The sequence below is a fragment of the Bradyrhizobium iriomotense genome, assembly GCF_018130765.1.
Lineage (GTDB): Bacteria > Pseudomonadota > Alphaproteobacteria > Rhizobiales > Xanthobacteraceae > Bradyrhizobium > Bradyrhizobium iriomotense_A.
This window is the reverse complement of the sequence record NZ_JAFCJZ010000010.1, coordinates 219,305-235,606: the sequence shown is the minus strand read 5'-3', so window position 1 is coordinate 235,606 and position 16,302 is coordinate 219,305. Positions and strand designations below refer to the sequence as shown.

15 protein-coding genes are annotated in these 16,302 nt (G+C 65.0%); 11 read left to right on the top strand and 4 right to left on the bottom strand.

From position 1 onward, the window contains the following. Positions 1–32 precede the first annotated feature (32 nt). From JQ635_RS19295 to JQ635_RS19285, 3 genes are read right to left on the bottom strand one after another with little or no spacing between them, the layout of a single operon-like run. On the bottom strand, positions 33–1,256 hold the full coding sequence (locus tag JQ635_RS19295; protein WP_211411396.1) for a CaiB/BaiF CoA transferase family protein: 1,224 nt from the start codon (positions 1,254–1,256) through the stop codon (positions 33–35). A gap of 24 nt (positions 1,257–1,280) precedes the next feature. Then, complete coding sequence (locus tag JQ635_RS19290; protein WP_211411395.1) at positions 1,281–2,420, bottom strand: FAS1-like dehydratase domain-containing protein; 1,140 nt, start codon at positions 2,418–2,420, stop codon at positions 1,281–1,283. Positions 2,421–2,435: 15 nt separating this feature from the next. After that, positions 2,436–3,998: an acyl-CoA synthetase gene (locus JQ635_RS19285; RefSeq protein WP_211411394.1), complete on the bottom strand. Its 1,563-nt coding sequence runs from the start codon at positions 3,996–3,998 to the stop codon at positions 2,436–2,438. A 187-nt stretch (positions 3,999–4,185) separates the two neighbouring features. On the opposite strand from JQ635_RS19285, the gene JQ635_RS19280 reads away from it, so the two are divergent. Then, positions 4,186–4,962: an IclR family transcriptional regulator gene (locus JQ635_RS19280; RefSeq protein WP_211411393.1), complete on the top strand. Its 777-nt coding sequence runs from the start codon at positions 4,186–4,188 to the stop codon at positions 4,960–4,962. Between the two features lie 181 nt (positions 4,963–5,143). Here JQ635_RS19280 and JQ635_RS19275 read toward each other — a convergent pair whose 3' ends face one another. Next, positions 5,144–6,034, bottom strand: coding sequence for a DUF4339 domain-containing protein (locus JQ635_RS19275; RefSeq protein WP_211411392.1), 891 nt, complete (start codon positions 6,032–6,034; stop codon positions 5,144–5,146). Positions 6,035–6,282: 248 nt separating this feature from the next. Here JQ635_RS19275 and JQ635_RS19270 point away from each other — a divergent pair, with 248 nt between their 5' ends. The 10 genes from JQ635_RS19270 to JQ635_RS19225 all read left to right on the top strand — a co-directional run bounded on the left by JQ635_RS19270 (position 6,283) and on the right by JQ635_RS19225 (position 16,164). Beyond that, positions 6,283–6,621 carry a P-II family nitrogen regulator gene (locus tag JQ635_RS19270; protein WP_018323564.1) on the top strand — a complete coding sequence of 113 codons (339 nt, stop codon included), beginning with the start codon at positions 6,283–6,285 and terminating at the stop codon, positions 6,619–6,621. Between the two features lie 78 nt (positions 6,622–6,699). Beyond that, positions 6,700–8,001, top strand: a complete 1,302-nt coding sequence (locus JQ635_RS19265) for an ammonium transporter (RefSeq protein WP_211411391.1) — start codon at positions 6,700–6,702, stop codon at positions 7,999–8,001. Positions 8,002–8,043: 42 nt separating this feature from the next. Further along, positions 8,044–8,358 (top strand): ArsR/SmtB family transcription factor, encoded by a 315-nt coding sequence (locus JQ635_RS19260; protein WP_211411390.1) that lies wholly within the window; start codon positions 8,044–8,046, stop codon positions 8,356–8,358. A gap of 12 nt (positions 8,359–8,370) precedes the next feature. Then, complete coding sequence (locus JQ635_RS19255; protein WP_211411389.1) at positions 8,371–8,727, top strand: SRPBCC family protein; 357 nt, start codon at positions 8,371–8,373, stop codon at positions 8,725–8,727. 42 nt (positions 8,728–8,769) lie between these two features. Continuing rightward, complete coding sequence (locus JQ635_RS19250) at positions 8,770–9,372, top strand: ATP-dependent Clp protease proteolytic subunit (protein WP_211411388.1); 603 nt, start codon at positions 8,770–8,772, stop codon at positions 9,370–9,372. Positions 9,373–9,800: 428 nt separating this feature from the next. Next, positions 9,801–10,139 (top strand): P-II family nitrogen regulator, encoded by a 339-nt coding sequence (locus JQ635_RS19245; protein ID WP_008142813.1) that lies wholly within the window; start codon positions 9,801–9,803, stop codon positions 10,137–10,139. 37 nt (positions 10,140–10,176) lie between these two features. Further along, positions 10,177–11,625 carry an ammonium transporter gene (locus tag JQ635_RS19240; protein WP_211411387.1) on the top strand — a complete coding sequence of 483 codons (1,449 nt, stop codon included), beginning with the start codon at positions 10,177–10,179 and terminating at the stop codon, positions 11,623–11,625. A 216-nt stretch (positions 11,626–11,841) separates the two neighbouring features. After that, a complete protein-coding gene (locus JQ635_RS19235; RefSeq protein WP_211411386.1) occupies positions 11,842–12,246 on the top strand; it encodes a GFA family protein in 405 nt (134 codons plus the stop codon). Between the two features lie 213 nt (positions 12,247–12,459). Continuing rightward, complete coding sequence (locus JQ635_RS19230; RefSeq protein ID WP_211411385.1) at positions 12,460–13,674, top strand: aminotransferase class I/II-fold pyridoxal phosphate-dependent enzyme; 1,215 nt, start codon at positions 12,460–12,462, stop codon at positions 13,672–13,674. Between the two features lie 9 nt (positions 13,675–13,683). Continuing rightward, a complete protein-coding gene (locus tag JQ635_RS19225; RefSeq protein ID WP_211411384.1) occupies positions 13,684–16,164 on the top strand; it encodes a DNA translocase FtsK in 2,481 nt (826 codons plus the stop codon). Positions 16,165–16,302: the final 138 nt, after the last annotated feature.

Genomic DNA, 16,302 nt, shown 5'->3' with positions numbered 1-16,302 from the left:
TGATTATTATGGTCGTCTTCTTGTTGGTCGTCTTATCGTTTCGCGGGATCCTTCCGTTGCGGCGCGACGATTCCGGCCTCGATCAGGCCGTCGATCGTACGCTCGTCGAAGCCGGCCTCCGCCAGAATTTCGCGGGCATGTTCGCCAAAACGGGGCGGCCGTCGCGTGGCACTGCTCGGTGTCTCTGCGAGCTTCACGGGAATGCCGGGGGCGCGATGGCCCTCGCGCTCGACCAGCATGTCGCGGTGGGCGACATGAGCTTGTGCGAACGCCTGCGGCACCGTGTTGACGACGCCGGCGGGAACGCCGGCCTGCATCAGGTCGCGGCAAAGCGCGTCCGATTTGAAGTGCGCCAGCGTGCGCTCCAGCTCGGCGCGAAGCGCTGCGACGTGACGGAGCCGATCGGCGTTGGTCCGGAAACGCGGATCATCCAGCAGGTCGCCGCGTCTCACCTTCTGGCAGAAGCGGCGGAACTGGCCGTCATTGAGGATGCCGAGGAAGATCTCGCCGTCGGCCGCCGCGAACTTGTCGTAGGGCGCGATGTTGGGATGGGCGCTGCCGAGCCGGCCAGGCGCGTTCCCGGAGCAGATCCAGTTGGCCGCGTGCGGCACCAGCAGGCCGAGCGCGGTGTCGAACAGCGTCGCTTCGACGCGCTGCCCCCGTCCGGTCCGTTCGCGCGCCGCGAGCGCCAGCAGGACGCCCGTCAGCGCATTGTAGCCGGTGACGTAGTCGACGATGGGGACGCCGACGCGCGTCGCGCCGGAGTCCTGCGAGCCGTTGATGCTCATCAGGCCGCACATGGCCTGTAGCACCGCATCATAGCCCGGCAATCCGCCGAGCGGCCCGTCGGCGCCAAAGCCCGAGATCGCGCAATAGATCAGCCGCGGAAACCGCGCCGACAGATCGGCTTCGTAGCCGAGCCCCCAGCGCTCCATCGTGCCGGGCAGGAAATTTTCCACCAGCACGTCGGCATCCTTCAGCAGGGCTTCGAGCACCATGCGCCCGTCTGCGCGCGACAGGTCGAGCGCCATGCCGCGCTTGCCGCGATTGACGGCGCCGAAATACGCCGCCTGGCCCGCCGCATCGAAGGGCGGGCCGAGGCCGCGCGTCTCGTCGCCCGATGGCGGCTCGATCTTGACGACATCGGCGCCATGATCGGCCAGCATCTGCGTGCAGAGCGGCCCCGCCAGCACGCGCGAGAGATCGACGACCTTGAGGCCGGTCACCGCTCCGCGCGTGAGATCAGGTGCGGGCATGCTGAGTAGCCCTGTTGGTCGTTGTCAGCTGCGGCTCGGCAATTCCACGATGCCGGTTCCGAGCACGGAGAGCTCGTTGTCCTGATTGCGCGCTTCCTGCTCGATCTCGACCAGATGTCGGCCGTTCTCGACGAATTTGCGCTTCACCGTGCCCTTGATGAACAGGATGTCGCCCTCGGGATTGTGCCGGCGGATCTTGCAGGTCGCGCGACGCAGGAAGCCGTCATCGCCCATCCAGTTGGTGAGGTGATGGGTGAGCCAGGAGCAGCGCTCCGGACCGTAATCATAGGCGCCGGGCGCGCCGACCTCGAGCGCGAACTCCTCTTCCCAGTGCACGCGCTCGGGGCAGTCGGGGATGTTGAAGCGGTTGGGAATGCCGAGGCCGCGATGGGCGTCGGCGAGTTTCCAGGCGAGCTTGTTGGCGCGGATGTAGAGGCCGCCCCAGCCCTGCGCATAGGCGATGAAGCCGGTGACGGTCATCGGCCCCTTCAGCATCACCGGCAGCGCCTCGCCTTCGGTGACGTCCTGCCAGTAGCGCGGACGCGAGCCCTGAATCCGTTCGTCGGCATAATGCTTGTAGGCGGCGGCGAGCTCCTCATCGCTGTAGCGGCGCGGCTCACGCGCCCTGACTTCCTTGTATTTGGTGCCCTGCTCGCGCGCGTGGTCGCGCTCGGTGCGGAAGCACCAGCTGTCGGCCTCGGCGACGAGGTCGCCCTGCTGGTTGAAGAAATCGACGTGATAGGTCTGCTGGATGGCGCGGCCGGCGAAACGGGTCTGATGCTCGACGAGGTCCTTCAGCTTGGCCTCGGTGGAGATCACGTCGTTGCGCCTGACCGCCTTGTGCCAGGTCCAGTCCGCGCCCGACCACATGGCGTGGACGCCGGGCATCCCGCCGACATAGCCCGACACGATGCGGCTGGTCGCGAACAGGAAGCTCGGCAGCGCGATGATGCCGCCGTAAGCGGACTTGGCGGCGTAGTCGGGATCGCACCACAGCGGATTGTCGTCGCCGATGCCGTGCGCGTAATGACGGATGTTGTCGCGTGTCGCCTCGTAGCACCAGGGCTCGGCGGTCACGCCGATGGTGACGCCGATGCGCTTGCGCAAATCGTCGAGGCCCTCTTCGGTGATCTTCGGAAACCTGGTTTCGGTCTTGTCCAGCATGTGACGTTCCTCTCCTTAATTCGTCGCTTCTGATTGTTTGATGGTCTGCTCGCGGTCGCGCAGCACCTTGCGGTTGACCTTGCCGGCCGGCGTCTTCGGCAGCTCCGAGACGAAGCTGACGAGACGCGGATATTCGTGATGGCTGAGGCGCTGGCGCACGACGTCCTGGATCTCGTGCTCGAACGACGTATCGCCGGGCCGGTCGGTGACCACGAAGGCCTTGACCACCTGGCCGCGGAGCGGATCGGGGACACCGATGGCGGCGGCTTCGCGCACTTCTGGATGCTTCAGGATCGCGTCCTCGATCTCGACGGCGCTCATGGTCCAGCCGGCGGAGATGATGACATCATCGGCGCGGCCGCCGTGATAGAAGTAGCCGTCCTCGTCGATACGCCCGAGGTCCTTGGTGGCGATCCACGCGCCGCGCCGCCAGACCTTCAGCTCGCCGGTGACGCCGGGCGCGCAGGGCTTGCCTTCGGCGTCCTGCACTTCGACACGTCCGCCCGGGATCGGCTTGCCGAGCGAGCCCGGCTTGACGACGAAATCGCGTGCGCCGGGATAGCTCACCAGGATCACGCCGATCTCGGTGGTACCGTACATGCTGCACACCTGATGGCCGAAGGTGTCGTGCGCGAAGGCCGCCGTCTCGCTGTCGATCGGCTCGCCGGTGAACGACAATTTCTCCAGCACGTAGCGGTAGCGTGGCGCGGCGCCCGAATTCCGCATCATCCGATAATGCGTCGCGGCCGCCGAGATGTTGGTGAACCGGTGCCGTTCGAGCGCCGCCAGCAGCCGCTCCGGATTGAACTTGCCGGCATAGGCTCCGATGGTGATGCCGAGTGCGAGCGGCGCCAGCGTGCCGTGCCAGAGTCCATGTCCCCAGGCCGGCGATGACGGGCAGATGAAGCGGTCGCCGGGACGCAGCCCGGTGCCGTACAGCGCCGCGACCATCAGCGTGACGATCGAGCGATGGGTGTGCTTGACCGCTTCGGGCAATTCGCGCGTCGTGCCCGACGTATATTGATACAGGGCCATGTCATCGGCCGCCGTCTCAGGGGTGAACTGCGGCGCGAAGCGCTGCAGGCCGTTCAGGAAGGCGTCATCGGCGACCACGACCTCGGTGCCGATCCCGGCGAGCAGCGGCGCCTTCTCCGCGTTGGTCACGATCAGCCGCGGCTTGCAATCGTCGACGCGCAGCTTGACGCCGTCGGGTCCGAACAGCGTGAACAGCGGCACCGCGATGGCGCCGGCCTTCATGGTGCCGAACACCGCCACGTAGAAGGCGCGCGAGGGCTCCAGCATGACCGCGACGCGATCCCCGGCCTTGATCCCGCGGCTCACCAGATCATGCGCAAAGCGCGAGGACGCTGCCGCGAGCTCGGCAAAGCCCAGCACCTCGTCCGGCCCGTCCGCGCGGACGACGATCACGGCCGGATCGGAACGACCGGCGTGCCGGTCGATGCACTCATGCGCGATGTTCAGCTGCGCGCGATTGCCGTCGAATAATTCCCAGAGCTTCTCCGGGGAGAAGATCGTCTGCGCGGCGGCGTAGCTCGTGAAGTCGGTCAGCTTGCTCATGACCGGCAAGATACCGACGGCGCGCTAATTGTCAAATAGCACTATCAATTGTATATGTACAATTCTCGCGGATCGCGCCGGAGCTTGGCTTCACAGGCCGCGGTGAGGCGAAAGATCAACGCCGTGTTGGCGCTGACTCGATGAGTTGGTGTTGTTGCACTCCAGCCGCTGTTGTACCGATACGATCATGCCGAATGCCAAATCACCCCGTGTCCGCGCCGTGCCCGCAGTCACGCGCGCCGTCGCCATTCTCCGCCTACTCAGCCGCAGTCCCGCGCCGCAGAGTCTCAAGGCGATCGCGGAGAATCTCGATCTGGTGCCGAGCACCGCGTTGCACATCGTGCGGGCGCTGCTCGCGGAAGATCTGCTGCAGGTCGATCCGCAGACCAAACGCTACAGCCTCGGCGTCGGCATGCTGCCGCTGGCGCGCGCGGTGCTCGAGAATGCCGATTTTCCCAGCCTGATGCGGCCGAAGCTCGAGGAGCTTTCAAGCCGCTACGGCGTCACCGCGATCGGCGTCGAGGTGCCGGATCTCGACAACATGATCGTCGTCGCGCTGGCGCGCAGCCAGGCGCCGGTGCGGCTTCATGTCGACATCGGCAGCCGCTTCCCGGCGCTGATTAGCGCCACGGGACGCTGCGTTGCCGCCTTCAGCGGCCAGCCGGAGAAGGAGATCGAGAAGCGCTTTCGTCTGCTGCGCTGGCACAACGCGCCGACCTTCGAGGCCTGGCGCAAGGAAGTCGACCAGGTGCGCAAGCAAGGTTTCAGCATCGACCGCGGCAATTACATTGCCGGCGTGACCATCGTCGCCGTGCCCGTTCTCAACGCGAAGGGAACGATTTCGCACACCATCGCCGCCGTCGGCCTCGGCAGCCAGCTGGACCGGGCAACCTCGCTGGCGCTCGCGCGCGACATGCGCGCTGTCGCGGAAACGATCGCGCCGCAACTGTCAATTCACGCCTAGAACGCTATGAGATGAGGCTCGATAGCTGCAACGGCGGAGGTGGGCTCCCTCTCCCGCTTGCGGGAGAGGGTTGGGGAGAGGGTGCTTCGGCAATCGAGAACCCCCGTGCGGAGAGAGCCCTCACCCGGCGCTTTCGCGCCGACCTCTCCCGCAAGCGGGAGAGGTGGGCGAGCGGTCGCGCTCAGTAGCCGCGAGCTACCGCCGCCCCGCGATCGACGAGGGCGAATTGCGACACGAACCAGCGGCCATACCAGCGCAGCATCCACGGAATCGGGATGATGAAGCTGCAGGCCAGCGAGAACACCACCGATCGCCACAGGACCTGCCAGCCGCTGCCGTTGAAGACGACTTCGCGCCGTGTGCCCTCGATGTTCCGGCAATTCCAGCGCATCCAGAACGCGATCACCCAGGCCCAGCCGATGATGGTGATGGTCGAGATCATCATCAGCAGGTACCAGCCGACATAGCCGATCGCGCTGCCCTGGAACGAGAGCGGCAGCCGCTCGCCGTTGGAGGTGAGGTTGGCGATAATCCAGCGCAGGATCACCCAGGCGAGGAACGCGTTGGCGATCACCGCAAGGAGCGGCGCGAACGATATGCCGGTTGCGCCAGCGTAAGTCAGGAGCGCGTTGAGCATCAACGCCCACCAGATGTCCATCGGCTGGCCGGCGAAACCGAAATTCGGGCGGCCCGGAACCTGGATCTGCGACGTGATGTATTTGTAGAACCAGACGGTGACCCAGGGTGCGGGGATCACCAGCAGGATGCCGATCACGAACACGATGCTGCGGCCGAGCAGACCGAACGGGCTGAAATCAGCTGTCAGCGATCCGCCGGCCGCACCACCATAGCCACTGCCGCCCATCATCGGCGGGCCGCCGGCCGGAACCATCGGCGGTCCACCGCCGCCGGCCAGGCCGGGAATCTCGGCGGCCTTCTGCCAGCCGGCCATGCCCTCGGTCCACACCAGCGTGTCCGGGCGGACGACGCCCTGGGCGATCAGATCGCGGAATTGTCCTTCCGGAAAGGGCCCCTGCTGCTTGCCCTCGGATGCGTAGAACCAGCTCGCCATGAAACGTCCCCCTCGAACATACTTATGTACCGGCCGGGACGCTTCGGTTCATCGCATCCATGCCAAAAATGCATTGTGAATGATGAACGGCTGCCCTGTACAGAGGCGGCCGTTCACATGACCGCCCTTGGCCAAACGTTTTTCCGCTTCAATCTGCAACTTTTTTGTGCCATTTGCCCGTAAAGATGCCAGATTGACGCGGCGCCGGGGACATACGGCGCGGCGCATCCCGGGGAATAGGCCTGACCATGAAACTCGTCGTCGCGATCATCAAACCCTTCAAGCTCGATGAGGTCCGCCAGGCCCTGACGGCGATCGGCGTCCACGGCATGACCGTGACCGAGGTAAAGGGCTATGGCCGCCAGAAGGGCCACACCGAGATCTATCGCGGCGCCGAATATGTCGTGAACTTCTTGCCCAAGCTGCGCATCGAGATCGCGGTCGCCTCCGACGTCGCCGACAAGGCGGTCGCCGTGATCACCTCGACCGCCCGCACCGGCCAGATCGGCGACGGCAAGATCTTCGTGACGCCGATCGACCACGCGCTGCGCATCCGCACCGGCGAAACCGACAGCGACGCGCTCTGAACCAAACACGACTGTTTCGATCGCACCGGGCAACGACGCCACAGCGTGCGACGTAGTTTCTATGCTGGGGGAAACGACATGGCGGGATTGTTGCGCCGCGCGGCCGCTTTGGCTGCGCCGATCGGACTTGCGTTGGTCATGGCCGCGCCGGCGCACGCCGCCGCCTCCGAGATCAACACCGCCGACACAGCCTGGATGATCGTCGCCACCGCGCTGGTGCTGATGATGACGATCCCGGGTCTGGCGCTGTTCTACTCCGGCATGGTGCGCAAAAAGAACGTACTCGCGACCATGGCGCAGAGCCTTGCGGCCGTAACGATCATCTCGATTCTCTGGGTCGCGTTCGGCTATTCGCTCTGCTTCGTCGGCGACGGGCCGTGGATCGGCACGCTCGACCGCTGGTTCCTCGCCGGCATGACGCTCGACAGCGTCAATCCGGCGGCGAAGACGATCCCGGAAGCATTGTTCATGCTGTACCAGATGACGTTTGCGATCATCACGGTGGCGCTGGTCGCGGGCTCCGTCGCCGACCGCATGCGGTTCTCGGCTTATCTGTTGTTCTCCGTCGCCTGGTTCATCTTCGTCTACATTCCGCTGGCGCATTGGGTGTGGGGCGGCGGCTTCCTCAACAGCCTGGGCGTGATGGATTTCGCCGGCGGCCTCGTCGTGCATCTGTCGGCCGGCACCGCCGGCCTCGTCGCCGCCAAGGTGATGGGACGCCGTCACGGCTACGGCACCGAAAATCTCTCGCCGTTCGATCTCTCGCTGGCGGTGATGGGCACCGGCCTGTTGTGGGTCGGCTGGTTCGGCTTCAACGGCGGCTCGGCGGGCGCGGCCAATTCGCGTGCGGTGCTGGCGATCATCGCGACGCATCTCGCGGCCTGCTCCGGCGCGCTGACCTGGGGTGCGATCGAATGGTCGACGCGGCGCAAGCCCTCCGTGCTCGGCATGATCTCCGGCGCGGTCGCCGGCCTCGGCACCATCACGCCGGCCTCCGGATTCGTGGCGCCCTGGCACGGCATCGTCATCGGCGTGATCGCCGGTGCGGTCTGCTACTGGGCCTGCACCTGGCTGAAGCACCGTTTCAACTACGACGACTCCCTCGACGTGTTCGGCGTCCATGGCATCGGCGGCCTGACCGGCACCCTGCTGGCCGGCGTGTTCGCGACCAGCGCGATCGGCGGCACCGCCGGCCTGCTCGAGGGCCATCCGCAGCAGCTCCTGATCCAGCTCTATGGCGTCGCCGTCACCTTCGTCTGGGCCGCGGGCGTGAGCTTCATCCTGCTCAAGCTGGTCGGCCTGTTCGTGCCCTTGCGCGTATCCCGTGAGCATGAGCTCGAGGGCCTGGATATTTCGCAGCATGGCGAAGCGCTTCAGTAATCGAGGCTTGCGCAACACATAAGTACATGCTTATGTGTTGGCATGATCGAAGCCGACATCTTCAAGGCACTGGCCGACCCGACGCGCCGAAAGGTCTTTGAGAGGCTCGCTGGCGGAAGCCTGAATGCCAGCGCTTTGCGCGACGGTTTGGAGATCAGCCAGCCGGCGATGTCGCAGCATCTGTCGGTGTTGCGCGCGGCGGGCCTCGTGCGCGAACAGCGGCAGGGCCGCTTTGTGAATTACGAAGTCGACCCGAACGGAATCGTGGCCATCGGGGCATGGCTTGCGCGTTACCGCGCCTATTGGCCAAAGCGCATGGAAGCACTCGCCGATCTCCTCAAGGACATGGATCAATAAGGATCTGGATCAATGAGCGACGTAGCGAAACCTGATCCCTCCGACGCGAAACTGGTGCTCGAATATGAATTCGACGCGCCGCCGGCAAAGGTCTGGCGCGCCGTCACCATTCCGGCGCTGCGCGAACGCTGGCTACCGGATTGCGACCTTGCCGGCGCCGAGCCGGAATCGTCGATCCCTGGCGAAGAGGTGCGCTACCGGCTTCGCGATTCCGAACCGCCGTTTCGCGAAAGCCACGTGATCTTCCGGATCGAGCCGAACGAGGACGGCGGCACGCGCTTTCGCATCATCCAGCAAGCCTGCGACGACCTCGCGAAACTGCCGCAGCCGGCCAACAGCAATCGCTGCATGATGCGCGCGGCGGCCTAGCACCAAAATAGACTTCATCACCTGCAGACATGGAGGTCGCCAATGCGCGACATGCTTCAGCTCGTCCCTATGGTTGTCGAACAATCCGCCCGCGGCGAGCGATCCTTCGACATTTATTCGCGGCTCCTGCGCGAGCGGATCATCTTCCTCAACGGCGAGGTCAATGATGCGATGTCAGGCCTTGTCTGCGCGCAATTGTTGTTCCTGGAGGCGGAGAATCCAAGCAGGCCGATCAATCTCTACATCAACTCCTATGGCGGCGTGGTCACAAGCGGGCTCGCGATGTACGACACCATGCAGTTCATCAAGGCGCCGGTTCATACGCTGTGCATGGGCACCGCGCGCTCGATGGGCTCATTCCTGCTGATGGCCGGCGAGCCAGGTCACCGCGCCGCGCTGCCCAATGCGAGCCTTCACGTGCATCAGCCGCTCGGCGGCTTCCAGGGCCAGGCGTCCGACATCCTGATCCATGCCAACGAAATGCAGGAGACCAAGCGGCGCATCACCCGGCTCTACGCGCAGCATTGCGGGCGCACCGAGGCGGAGGTGGAGCGGACGCTCGACCGCGATCACTTCATGACTGCGGAGCAGGGGGTCGAATGGGGGCTGGTCGACAGGGTCTTTGCAGAGCGAGACGCCGCCTGATGGTCCTCAGCCGGATACCCGTCCGGCAAGCCTTCTCCCGCTCAAGCCGGTCGCGCTGTTGCGCGCATCTCGTGAGCACAAGCGCGAGGGGTTCGATATTTCGCGTCATGGCAGAGCTCTCGCGCCCTAATTAGATACCGCTAAGCTGCCCGACACGTGAGCAACATTGTGTCGGCAGCCTGTCGTGCCTGCATATTGAGCAGGCGTGATCAGCTTTTGAGCGCGACGTAATAGCGCACTGCAGCGCACTACGCGTCAATCGCGAAAACACCCGTTTTCATAGTCCGTTAGGCAAGGCGCCTGATCTGGCACGGCATTTGATTCTAGGGGTCCCGGCTGTGCCCGCGTAGTGAAACTTCTCCCTCGTGGCGAACCAGTCGAGAAACGCCCGGCCACGTCCGGACCGGGCCCAAGCGGGGATAGGACCCATGAAAATTGTTATGGCGATTATCAAGCCATTCAAGCTGGAAGAAGTCCGTGACGCCCTGACCGCCATCGGCGTTCACGGTCTCACGGTGACGGAAGTCAAGGGGTATGGCCGCCAGAAGGGCCATACGGAAATCTATCGCGGCGCCGAATATGCCGTGAGCTTCCTGCCCAAGATCAAGATCGAGGTTGCTGTCGCCTCCGATCAGGTCGACAAGACCATCGACGCCATCACGTCCGCTGCGAAAACCGGACAGATCGGCGACGGCAAGATCTTCGTCATCAATCTCGACCATGCGGTTCGCATCCGCACCGGCGAGGCCGATGCCGCGGCCCTCTGATTTCGCGCTCAACCTTATCCAATCAGGAGTAAACAATATGACGTTCAAGCGTCCCTATGGCGCGGGATTGGCGGCTCTCGCAGTCGGCCTGTTCGCTGCGACCGCAGCCTACGCCGAGCCAACGGTCAACAAGGGAGACAACGCCTGGATGCTGACATCGACAGTGCTCGTGCTGTTGATGACGATCCCCGGCCTCGCGCTGTTCTACGGCGGCCTCGTCCGCTCCAAGAACATGCTCTCCGTCCTGATGCAGGTGTTCTACACCGTCTGCGTCGTCACCGTGATCTGGGCCGTGTACGGCTACAGCCTCGCCTTCACCGGCGGTTCCGACTTCATCGGCGGCTTCTCCAAGGCCTTCATGATGGGCGTCACCACCGACTCGAAGGCCGCGACCTTCTCGGTCGACGCCAACATCTCGGAGCTCGTCTATGTATGCTTCCAGATGACCTTCGCGGCGATCACGCCCGCCCTCATCGTCGGCGCCTTCGCCGAGCGCATGAAGTTCTCGGCGATCGCTCTCTTCATCCCGCTCTGGGTCACGCTGATCTACTTCCCGATCGCGCACATGGTCTGGTACTGGCCGGGCCCGGACGCGATCCAGGACGCTGCCAAGGCTCTGGCTGCGGCGGGTGATGCGGCGGCGAAGACCGCGGCGCAGGCCAAGCTCGACGAGATCAATGCCGACGCCGGCTGGATCTTCAAGGCGGGCGCGATCGACTTCGCAGGCGGCACCGTGGTGCACATCAACGCCGGCATCGCAGGTCTCGTCGGCGCCCTCCTGATCGGCAAGCGCGTCGGTTACGGCAAGGACCTGTTGGCCCCGCACTCGCTGACCATGTCGATGATCGGCGCCTCGCTGCTCTGGGTCGGCTGGTTCGGCTTCAACGCCGGCTCCAACCTCGAAGCCAACGGCGGCGCTGCGCTCGCCATGACCAACTCCTTCGTCGCCACCGCAGCCGCCGCGCTGTCGTGGATGTTCGCGGAGTGGATCGTGAAGGGTCATCCGTCGGTGCTCGGCGTCATCTCCGGCGCTGTCGCGGGTCTCGTGGCCGTCACGCCTGCCGCCGGCTTCGCTGGCGTCATGGGTGCGATCGTCCTCGGCCTCGTGGTCGGTGTGGTCTGCCTGTTCTTCTGCACCGTCGTGAAGAACGCGCTCGGCTACGATGACAGCCTCGACGTGTTCGGCGTGCACTGCATCGGCGGCATCGTCGGCGCCATCGGCACCGGCATCCTCGTCAACCCCGCCCTCGGCGGCGCCGGCATCATCGACTACACCGCGATCCCGCCGAAGGTTGCCGATTACGACTTCGCGGCGCAGATGATCTCCCAGCTCAAGGCCGTCGGCACCACGCTGGTGTGGTCGGGCGTCGGTTCGGCGATCCTCTACAAGGTCGTCGATGTGATCGTTGGCCTCCGCGCCAATGTCGAGAGCGAGCGTGAAGGCCTCGACATCACCGAGCACACCGAGCGCGCCTACAATATGTAACCTCTCCTCCCGGGCGCGATCTCCTCGGAGATCGCACCCACAACTACGGTTTGGGCACATACCCGGCAATGCCCCGACCGTTGAGGGGCTCCAGCGCAAGTTGGAGCCCCTTTCTTTTTGGGTCCTTTTAGGTCCGCGCGACAAAGAAAAGGATTGCCATTCCAGATTGCCGGCGCAGAAATATCGACCACAACGAAAACAAGACGGGAGGTCGTCATGCGTTTGGAAGGTGGATGCTATTGCGGCGAAGTGCGCTATGTCGCCGAGGGCGACCCGATGATGCAGGCGCAGTGTCACTGCCGCGAGTGCCAATACATCACGGGCGGCGCGCCCAACACCTTCATCGCAATGCCGGCTGCCGGCTTCTCCTACATCACCGGCCAGCCCAAGCAGTTCACGCGCAAGGACCTCGAGCGCGCCGTGACGCGCGAATTCTGCGCCGAATGCGGCACGCATCTCGTGACCAAGGTTCCGGGCCTGCCCGCCGCGATCCTGAAGGTCGGCACGCTGGACGAGCCAAAGCAGTTCCATCCGCAGATGGCGATCTACACCTGCGACATGCAGGAGTTCCACGCGATCCCCGCCGGCATGAAGACATTCGAGAAGCTGCCGGGGCGCTGAAGGTCGAGCCACGGTGCACGCCCTCTCCCGCAAGCGGGAGAGGTGAGAACCGCCATGCATCCCGTTGTTATCCGGCCCCATTATTCCCGCTCTGGACGGCGGCGGCGGCCGATGGTTAATCGCGTCTTAACCTCGCCCTATCTATGGTGAACTGAACCGCTTCCCGCCGGCGCCTTGGTGCGACCGGCCGTTCCAAGAGTACTGGCGCCCAGAATGGCTCTGACCGCTTCATCCCGTGCGCCGCAGGGCGGTGGTAGCTCCGATTCCGCACGCTCGCCCTTCGTTCGGCTGAACGAGCTGCTGGCCCCGCATCAGCCGGGCAAGCCCTTGATTTCGCTTGCGGTCGGCGAGCCCCAGCATCCCGTGCCCGACTTCGTCGGCCCAGTCCTGGCCAAGCACATCGCCGAATTCGGCCGCTACCCGATGAACCAGGGCACCGAGCCGTTCCGCAACGCTGCCGGCGCCTGGCTGTCGTCGCGCTTCAACCTGCCGCGAGCGCTCGACCCCAAGAGCGAGATTCTCGTCCTCAATGGCAGCCGCGAGGGGCTGTTCCTCGCCGCGATCGCAGCAGCGCGCTATGTCGGCCCGAAGCCCGGCAAGCCCGCCATCCTGATGCCGAACCCGTTTTATCCGGTCTATGGCGCTGGCGCCGGTGCCGCGGCCTGCGAACAGATCTATCTGCCGACCACCATCGAAAACGGCTTCCTGCCGGATCTCGACGCCATCGACGAGGCGACGCTGGCGCGCACCGTGGCATTCTATCTGGCCTCGCCAGCCAATCCGCAGGGCGCGGTCGCTTCGCGCGATTATTTCACGCGCCTGAAGCAACTCGCAGATCGCTACAATTTCATGATCCTCAGCGACGAGTGCTACTCCGAGATCTATACCCGTGAAGCGCCCGGCAGCGCGCTCGAATGCGCGGGCCCCGAGTTCACCCGAGTGGCTGCCTTCCAGTCGCTGTCGAAGCGCTCCAACCTTCCGGGCCTGCGTGTCGGCTTCACTGCCGGCGACAAGAGATTCATCGGGATGTTCCTCGAGCTGCGCAACATCGCTGCTCCCCAGGTGCCGGTGCCGCTCCAGCATGTCGCGACCGTCGCCTATGGCGACGAGGCACATGTCGAGGAGAATCGCAGGCTCTACCGGATCAAGTTCGATCTCGCCGACCAGATCATCGGCAATCGTTACGGCTATCGCCGGCCCGATGGCGGCTTTTGCGTCTGGCTCAACACCTCCGAGATCGGCGACGATGTGTCGGTGACGCTGAAGCTGTTCAAGGAAGCAGGCGTGCGCGTGGTGCCCGGCAGCTTTTTGGCGCGACAGCAGCCTGACGGATTCAATCCCGGCGCAGGCTACATCCGCCTCGCGCTGGTACAGGATGGCGAAACGACGGCGCAGGCGCTGCACCGTCTGGTCGAGACTCTGGGTTAGGCGGGGCCCGTGAGCATGTCGGCAATCGAACGTGTCATTCCACTGGTCGGCCATCTGCCGCCCTCGATCCGCGAGGGGCTGGCGCGGCGCATGCGCGAGCTCACCGGCCTCGGCCTGATCGCGCTGTCGGGCGTCGCCTCGGCGGCACTGATGACCTGGTCGGTGCAGGATCCCAGTCTCAGCCACGCGACGTCGCGACCGATCCGCAACATCCTCGGCTATGCCGGCGCCATCGGCGCCGACCTCGCGATGCAGATCCTCGGGCTCGGCGCGATCATGCTGGTGCTGACCGTCGCGGTTTGGGGCTGGCGGATGATGACCCATCGCCCGTTCGACCGCGAGGCGCTGCGGCTCGGCTCCTGGGTCCTCTGCACCGTCATCGCGGCGGGCTTCGTCAGCTGCTGGCCGCATGGCGGCGCCTGGCCGCTGCCGACCGGACTCGGCGGCGTTGTCGGCGATGCCCTGGTGCGCGCGCCCGCGGTGATCTTCGGACCACCGGGCACGATCTATCGCATGATCCTCGGCACGATCCTGTTCGCCGCGATGGCAGCGACCTTCCTGATCGCCTGCGGCCTCGGCGCCCGCGAGCACGACGAAGAGCTCGCCGAGATCGAGGACGATGACAAGCCGCTCGACGAGGACGAGGAGAGCGATCGCGGTTCGGTGTCGCTGGGCTGGCTGTTCCATGCGCTGATGAGCACGAAGGCGCGGCTGATCTGGCTGCTTGGCGCGGCCTATCGCTCACTGGTGTCGAGCGGACCGAAGACCAAGGCCGTCGCATTCAGCCGCCAGGAGCCGAATCTCGGCGGCGGCCGCGCCGCGCCGTCGATCTCGCCGCAGGCCGAGGACGAGGACTACGAGGACGAGCACGAAGAAGAAGTGGAAGACGAGGAGGAGGAAGAGGAGGAGCCGGCCGCGCGCGCCCCGAGGAAGAAGGCTGCGCCGAAGGCCGCTTCCAAGAAGTCCTCCGACAAGTTCGACCTTCCGTCCGTCTCCATGCTGGCCGCGCCGAAGGCCGGCGATCGCCAGCCGCTCAGCAAGGCCGAGCTGGAGACCAATTCGCGATCGCTCGAAGGCGTGCTGCAGGATTTCGGCGTGCGCGGCGAGATCGTGAAGGCCAATCCGGGCCCCGTCGTCACGCTGTACGAGCTGGAGCCGGCGCCCGGCATCAAGTCGTCGCGCGTGATCGGCCTTGCCGACGACATCGCGCGCTCGATGAGCGCGCTCTCGGCGCGCGTCGCCGTCGTGCCCGGCCGCAACGCCATCGGCATCGAGCTGCCGAACGCGCATCGCGAAAAGGTTTATCTGCGCGAATTGCTGGTAGCGAAGGAGGCGACCGACACGGTCGCAAAGCTGCCGCTCTGCCTCGGCAAGACCATCGGCGGCGACCCCGTCATCATCGACCTCGCGCGCACCCCGCACATGCTGATCGCCGGCACCACCGGCTCGGGCAAGTCGGTCGCGATCAACACCATGATCCTCAGCCTGGTCTACCGGCTGCGCCCGGATCAGTGCCGGCTGATCATGGTCGATCCGAAGATGCTCGAACTCTCCGTCTATGACGGCATTCCCCATCTGCTCACGCCCGTCGTGACCGACCCGAAGAAGGCGGTGGTCGCGCTGAAATGGGCCGTGCGCGAGATGGAAGAGCGCTACAAGAACATGGCCAAGCTCGGTGTGCGCAACATCGACGGCTACAACACCCGCCTGCTCGAACTGAAAGCCAAGGGCGAGGAGCCGACGCGCACGGTACACACCGGCTTCGACAAGGAGACCGGCAAGGCGATCTACGAGGAAGAAAAACTCTCGCTCGATCCGCTGCCCTACATCGTCATCATCGTCGACGAAATGGCCGACCTGATGATGGTCGCCGGCAAGGACATCGAAGGCGCGGTGCAACGCCTGGCGCAAATGGCGCGCGCCGCCGGCCTGCATGTGATCCTGGCGACGCAGCGTCCGTCGGTGGACGTCATCACCGGCACCATCAAGGCCAACTTCCCGACCCGCATCGCCTTCCAGGTCACGTCCAAGATCGACAGCCGCACCATTCTGGGCGAGATGGGCGCCGAGCAGCTGCTCGGCCAGGGCGACATGCTCTACATGGCGGGAGGCGGCCGCATCAGCCGCGTGCACGGACCTTTCGCGTCCGACGAGGAAGTCGAGAAGGTGGTGCGTCACCTCAAGACGCAGGGCCAGCCGGAATATCTCGAAGCGGTCACGGCCGAAGAGCCGACCGAGGATGAGGACGGCGCGGTGTTCGACGCCACCGGCATGGGTGCCGATGGCGGCGGCGACCTGTTTGCGCAGGCGGTTGCGATCGTCAAACGCGACCGCAAGGCCTCGACCAGCTACATCCAGCGCCGCCTGCAAATCGGCTATAACCGCGCCGCATCGCTGATGGAGCGCATGGAACTGGAGGGCATCGTCGGTCCCGCCAACCACGCCGGCAAGCGCGAGATTCTGGTCGAAGAAGAAGACAGCCATATGTGAGGCGAAGGGCCTCAAATCATCATTTCACGCGAAATCGTTATCTGCTTTTGCCCAAAATCACGCTAAAAAGGCGCCCAGCCACACAGGACGACGCGTTGATCAGACACAAGGACATTCGATTCGCTGCCACCATCGCTG